The sequence below is a fragment of the Streptomyces sp. MK37H genome, assembly GCF_018035285.1.
In the GTDB taxonomy this organism is placed as follows: domain Bacteria; phylum Actinomycetota; class Actinomycetes; order Streptomycetales; family Streptomycetaceae; genus Streptomyces; species Streptomyces endocoffeicus.
Map to the genome: position 1 here is coordinate 1 of NZ_JAAAYH010000498.1, position 6,279 is coordinate 6,279.

5 protein-coding genes are annotated in these 6,279 nt (G+C 71.7%); all 5 read left to right on the forward strand.

Going from position 1 to position 6,279, the window contains the following annotated elements:
- A partial coding sequence (locus GWI24_RS38875; protein WP_374103392.1) for a cellulase family glycosylhydrolase occupies positions 1 to 1,908 on the forward strand: 1,908 nt, incomplete at its 5' end.
- Between the two features lie 112 nt (positions 1,909 to 2,020).
- On the forward strand, positions 2,021 to 2,335 hold the full coding sequence (locus GWI24_RS38880) for a fibronectin type III-like domain-contianing protein (protein ID WP_374103393.1): 315 nt from the start codon (positions 2,021 to 2,023) through the stop codon (positions 2,333 to 2,335).
- Positions 2,336 to 2,444: 109 nt separating this feature from the next.
- Positions 2,445 to 4,370, forward strand: coding sequence for a glycoside hydrolase family 5 protein (locus tag GWI24_RS38885; protein WP_210950743.1), 1,926 nt, complete (start codon positions 2,445 to 2,447; stop codon positions 4,368 to 4,370).
- Between the two features lie 198 nt (positions 4,371 to 4,568).
- A complete protein-coding gene (locus tag GWI24_RS38890) occupies positions 4,569 to 5,396 on the forward strand; it encodes an ABC transporter ATP-binding protein (RefSeq protein ID WP_210950745.1) in 828 nt (275 codons plus the stop codon).
- Positions 5,393 to 6,279, forward strand: an 887-nt coding sequence (locus tag GWI24_RS38895; RefSeq protein ID WP_247617503.1) for an ABC transporter permease, incomplete at its 3' end; no start/stop codon positions are given. The genes GWI24_RS38890 and GWI24_RS38895, both read left to right, overlap by 4 nt.

A 6,279-nucleotide genomic window follows, 5' to 3' on the forward strand; every position in this document is an offset into this window, starting at 1 on the left:
CACCACCCCGCCGTCCTGCCCTGGCTCGGCGCCAACTTCTGGTCCCGCACCGGCGGGCCCTTGATGTGGCGCGACTACGACCCGACGACGGTCCGCGCGGAACTGCGGGTGCTGCGCGAGCACGGCCTGACGATGACCCGGTCGTTCTTCTACTGGCCCGACTTCCACCCACAGCCCCACCGCGTCGACGAGACGCTGTGCGAGCGCTTCCGCGACTTCCTCGACGCCCACACCGAGACGGGCATGGGCACGGTGCCCACCTTCATCGTCGGACACATGTCGGGCGAGAACTGGGACCCCGCCTGGCGCGGCGGCCGCGACCTCTACGAGGACGTGTGGCTGGTCGGCCGCCAGGCGTGGTTCGTGTCCCAGATGACCCGCCGCTTCAAGGACCACCCGGCGGTGACCGGCTGGCTCATCACCAATGAGATGCCCGGCTACGGCCGCGTCTACCAGGTGGATCCGCCCTCCTCCGAGGTGGTGACCGCCTGGGCGCAGGCCATGTGCAACGCCGTACGGGCGGCCGGCGGCACCCAGCCCATCTCCCTCGGCGACGGCGCCTGGGGCATCGAGGTCACCGGCCGCGACAACGGCTTCTCGCTGCGCGAGACGGCCGAGTACGTGGACTTCGTGGGCCCGCACGTCTACCGCTCGGACACCGACCGGCCGCGTCAGCACCTGCGCGCCGCCTTCGAGTGCGAACTGGCGTCGGTCACCGGACAGCCCGTCGTCCTGGAGGAGTTCGGGCTCTCCACGGACACCGTGTCCGATCGACACGCGGCGGTCTACTACCGGCAGACCCTGCACAACTCGCTGCTCGGCGGCGCCACGGGCTGGATCGCCTGGAACAACACCGACTACGACGACCTGTGGGACCGCTCGCCGTACGACCACCACCCCTTCGAGATGCACTTCGGCATCACCGACCACACCGGCGCCCCCAAGGCCCCGCTGCTCGAACTCGCCGCGTTCGCCGAGGTGTTGAAGGCCGTGGACTTCGCACACTGCCGCCGCGCCGACGCGGACGCGGCCCTGGTCGTGCCCGCCTTCCTGGAACGTGGCTACCCCTACAGCAGGCCCGCCGACCGGCCGCTGATCTTCACATCGCTGCACCAGAGCTATGTGGCCACGCGCGCCGCCGACCTGCCGGTGGGCTTCACCCGGGAAGCCGACGGGTTGCCCGGCGACGCGGCCCTGTATCTGCTCCCCGCCACCCGCCAGCTCACCACCCGCACCCGGCGTGAGCTCGAACGCCGCGCTCACGCGGGCGCCACCGTCTACCTCTCGTTCTGCTCCGGCGAGCACCCGGGGACCCGCGGCCCGTGGTTCGACGACCTGGACGGGCTGTTCGGCGTCGAACTGCAGCTCTCCTACGGCGTGGCCGAGCCCATCGAGGACGACGTCCTGGAGATGACGTTCACCGAGGACTTCGGCGGGCTGACGGCCGGGACCTCGCTGCGCTTCCCCGTCGCGGGCAACGAGGACAGCCGGGCGTATCTGCCGGTCGTTCCGCGTGATGCCCGGGTGGTGGCCGTCGACGCCCACGGGCGGCCCGCCCTCCTGATCCGCGACACCGGGCGCGGCCGCACCGTCCTGGCCACCTACCCCCTGGAGCACATGGCCGCCCGCACCGCCCGCGCCAACCCCGAGGAGACCCACCGGCTGTACGCGGCGCTCGCCGACGTGGCCGGGGTCCGCCGCCCGGTGACGGTCGACAGCCCCCACGTCGGCGCGGACCTCCTCGTCCACGACGACGGGCGCCGCTTCGTATGGCTGGTCAGCCAGAGCCCCGAGGAGGTCACCGTCCGCCCCGCCGCCGAGGGAACGCTGCACGACCTGGTGTCCGGCGCGGCGACGGCGGATGTGACACTCGGCCCGTACGGTGTGCGCGTCCTGGAGCTGACGTGACCGACCAGCCCTACCGCGACCCGACCGCGCCCGTGGCGGACCGGGTCCGCGATCTGCTGGGGCGCATGACGCTCAGCGAGAAGGTCGGCCAGGTCAATCAGCGGATGTACGGCTGGCACGCCTACGAGCGCACCGACAGCGGCCACACACCGGCGAGCGGCCCGTATGCGAGACGGTCCAGCTCTACGTGCGCCGGCTGTCGGGAGGCTCCTCGTGGCCCCGCGTACGCGAGCTCCGCGGCTTCGCCCGCCTCGACCTGCGGCCGGGGGAGCAGGCCGACGCCGTGTTCGCGATCGACGCCGACACCCTGGCCTCCGTCACCCGGGACCTCGGCCTCGCCGTCGAACCCGGCGAGCTCCTGCTGGAGACCGGGCCCTCCGCCACCGAAACGCAGGGGGCACGGCTGGTGATCGAGCCGCCCAGCTGATCGCAAGCTGTCTGGACGGTGATGTGAGGGACCGTCAGTATGGTGCCCGGGCGCGCCGGGTCCGGCGGAGCCGCGTTCGGGCACCATCGCTCACCCACGGGAAGGCCGCATGCCGACCAGGAGAACACTCAGGTACCTGACGGGAATCGCGTCGATCCTCGCTCTGCTGGCCACGGCGCCGGGACCGGTCGCCACCGCCCAACAGCCCGCCGCGCAGGCGGCCCCCGCCACCTCCGCCACCGCCCCCGCGGCCGACACCTGGCAGCCGCCGCTGTCGACGCGCGGCCGGTACATCGTGGACGCCAAGGGCGACCGCTTCCGGCTCAAGTCGGCCAACTGGGATGGTGCGCAGGGCTCGTGGACGGGGAGCGGCAGTGTCGATGACCCCGCCAACCACCACTCCGGGCAGAACTCCTCCGGCATCCCCCTCGGCCTGGACCGGGTTCCCCTGCCGACGCTGCTGGCCGACTTCCATCGGCTGGGCATCAACAGCATCCGGCTGCCGTTCTCCAACGAGATGATCCACGCCACGGCGACCGTCCCGGACAGCGCCGTGGCCGCCAACACCCGACTGCGTGGAAAGACACCCCTGCAGATCTTCGACGCCGTGGTGTCCGCCCTCAGCCGGGACGGCTTCGCCGTCATCCTCAACAACCACACCAACACCACCCGATGGTGCTGCGGCATCGACGGCAACGAGCGGTGGAACAGCGGCCAGTCCACGCAAGCGTGGATCGACGACTGGGTCTTCATGGCCCGCCGCTACGCCGACGAACCACGCGTGGTGGGCGCCGACCTCTACAACGAGGTGCGCCGCGATGTCCTGGACGACCCCAACTGGGGTCTCGGCGATGAGCACGACTGGTACACCGCCGCCCAGCGCGCCGCCGACCGCATCCTCACCGAGGCCGACCCCGATCTCCTCATCGTGATCGAGGGCATCAACTGGACCGGGGTTCCGGTGGACGGGCTGCCCCACGAGCGCCCCACTCTGGCCCCCGCGCGCACCCTCTCGCACACCCTCGTCAGCGCCAACAAGCTCGTGTACTCCGCCCACTTCTACGGATACACCGGCCCGCGCCACAGCGGCGCCACCGGCGTCGGCGAGACACACGACCCCCGGTACCAGGACCTCAGCCGCGATGAGCTGTATCGAGCCCTCACCGACCAGGCGTTCTTCGTCGCCGAGGACGGCGGGCGGCACTACACGGCACCCGTGTGGATCAGCGAGTTCGGCATCGGATCGGCCGAGACGGGCACCGCCCCGCGCGCCTGGTTCACCAATATCACCGACTACTTCGCCGACCGTGACGCCGACTTCGCCTACTGGCCACTCGTGGGATGGGAAGGCCACGACGACTGGGCGCTGCTGCGCTACGACTCCACGGGCCGCAGATACGGAATCCTCGATCAGGGCGACTGGCGCGGCACGGCGTGGCAGCGGCTGATGACCGCGCCCGGACACACCGGTCCCGCCGACCGCGTCCCCAGCTGGCGCATGCTCGTCACCGACCACGGCGACCATGTGCAGTCGCTGATCGAGCGGGGCCGGGGTGACTGGGATCCGGGCGCCTACAAGGCCGCCTGCCCCGATGGGCTGCGGCTGATCGGCCTCAGCCACACCACCGGGCGCGGACTGTGCACCGACACCGGCGCCGACGACCCGCGTGCCCCCGGCACCGCCCATACGGTCGTCACGGACGAACGGTACGTACCCGCCGGTGGCGACTGGGCCCCCGGCCACACCAAGTTCCAGTGCCCCTCGGACCAGTTCCTCATCGGCTACAGTCGCCGCGGCAGCCGGGTGTCCGCCGCGCTGTGCGCCCCGGCCCGCGCCCCATTGGGCACCACGGGACGTACGGTCTGGTTCGACCGCTCCGACGACCGGCCCGCCGACGCCGCGGGTGGAGACTTCGCCCACGGCGCCTACAAGGGCCAGTGCGCGGACGGCGAGTACGCCGCCGGTATCGCCTTCACCACGCGGGTGGGCAGCTCCGGCGACCCGGACGCACTGCTGTGCCGCCGCCTGTCCTGAGCCGTCGTCCCTTCTGAACCATCCGCCGTCCTGAGCTGCCGTCCGTCCTGGACCATCCGCCGTCCTGAGCCGTCCCCTGCCCCTGAGCTGCCAGTCGATCCGCCACCCTTGCCCGAATCTGACGCCCCGTCATATCGTAAAGCGGTGCGCGCAGCCGTTGTCGCACGACACCCGCTCAACCGGATCAGGAGTTACGGGGTGGAGCCGCACACCGCACCCGGGGCCGCGCCGAAAGTACGTGCCCGCGCGGTGACCCGCACCTTCGGGCACGGAGCCCGGCAGGTGCACGCCCTCGGACCACTCGACATCGACATTCGGCACGGGGAGTTCTGCTGCATCGTCGGCCCGTCCGGATGCGGCAAGTCCACGTTCCTGCGCATCGTCGCCGGACTCGTCCGCCCCAGCGGTGGCGAGGTCGAGATTCGCGCGCGTCGCCGGCACCCGGCCGCGATGATCCCGCAGGACTACGGCATCTACGACTGGAAGACCGTGCTGGCCAACGTCCGCTTCGGACTCGATGTGCGGCGTGTGCCGCGTAAGGCCGCCGACGCGCGGGCCAGGGACTGGCTGGCCCGGCTCGGTCTCTCCGACTTCGCCGACGCCTACCCGGCCACCTTGTCGGGCGGGATGCGGCAGCGGGTGGCGATCGCCCGCGCGCTCGCGGTGGAGCCGGAGGTGCTGCTCCTGGACGAACCGTTCGCCGCGCTCGACGCCCAGTTGCGCACCATCCTCCAGGACGAGCTGCTCGCGGTGTGCCAGGCGACCCGCACCACCGCACTGTTCGTCACCCACAGCCTGGAGGAGGCGATCGTGCTCGGGGACCGGGTGGTGGTGATGTCGGCCAGACCCGGCAGGGTGATCGCCGAACGGCACCCGCCGTTCGAACGCCCGCGCACCGGGGCGATGCGCCGCGCTCCGGAGTTCGCCGCGTTGCGGTCCGAGCTGTGGGAACTCCTGCGCGACGAGGTCCAGCGGGGCGGGGCCGGTGTCACCGCTCCGGCGGACCCGGTGGGGAAGCCCTCATGAAGAGCGAGAACACGGCGGCCTCGGCCCCGACCGCGCGGCCCGGTGAACACCCCGGCGAAGGTGAACGGGGCGGCGGGTCCGCCGAGACGACGCTGCTGGTGCGGCGCCCCGGGCCGGGGGAGCGCGATCCGGTCCGCGCCCACCGGCGCCGCCGCGCCATCGAGCTCTCCCTCGCCCTCGCCCTGCCCGCCGCGCTGATCCTGCTGTGGCAGCTCGCCGCGGATCGGCGCTGGATCGACTCGCGTATCTACCCCGCGCCGTCCACGATCGCGGCGGACGGCTGGCAGCGCGCCGCCGACGGCAAGCTGTGGCCGGACGTATGGGCCACCCTCAAGCGGGTGATCGCCGGTTACGCGCTCGGCACCGCCGCGGGCTATCTCTTCGGGCTGCTGATGGGCGCGCTGCGGATGGTCCGCGCGGCGCTGGAACCGTTGCTCGACGCCCTGTACGTCGTGCCCAAGCTCGCACTGCTCCCCGTGTTCCTCAATATGTTCGGCCTCGGCGAGGGACCCCAGATCGCGCTCGTCGCGACCACCGTCTTCTTCTTCGTGTGGATCTCCACGATGGCCGCCGTGATGGGAGTCGCCGAGGGCCACCGGGAGGCCGGACAGGTATTCGGCGCCGGTCCCTGGCAGATGTTCCGCCATGTCCTGCTGCCCGCCTCGCTGCCGCAGGTCCTCGTCGGCATGCGGGTCGCGGCCGGAGTGGCGGTCCTGGTCATCGTGGCCTCCGAACAGATCGCCGCGAACGACGGCCTCGGCCATCTGATCTTCGACTCGCGGACGCTGTTCCAGAACGACGTGATGTTCGTAGGCATCGTCTGCGTGGCCGTGCTCGGCGTGGTCTTCTCCGAACTCGTCCGGTTCATCGGCCGCCGGCTCAC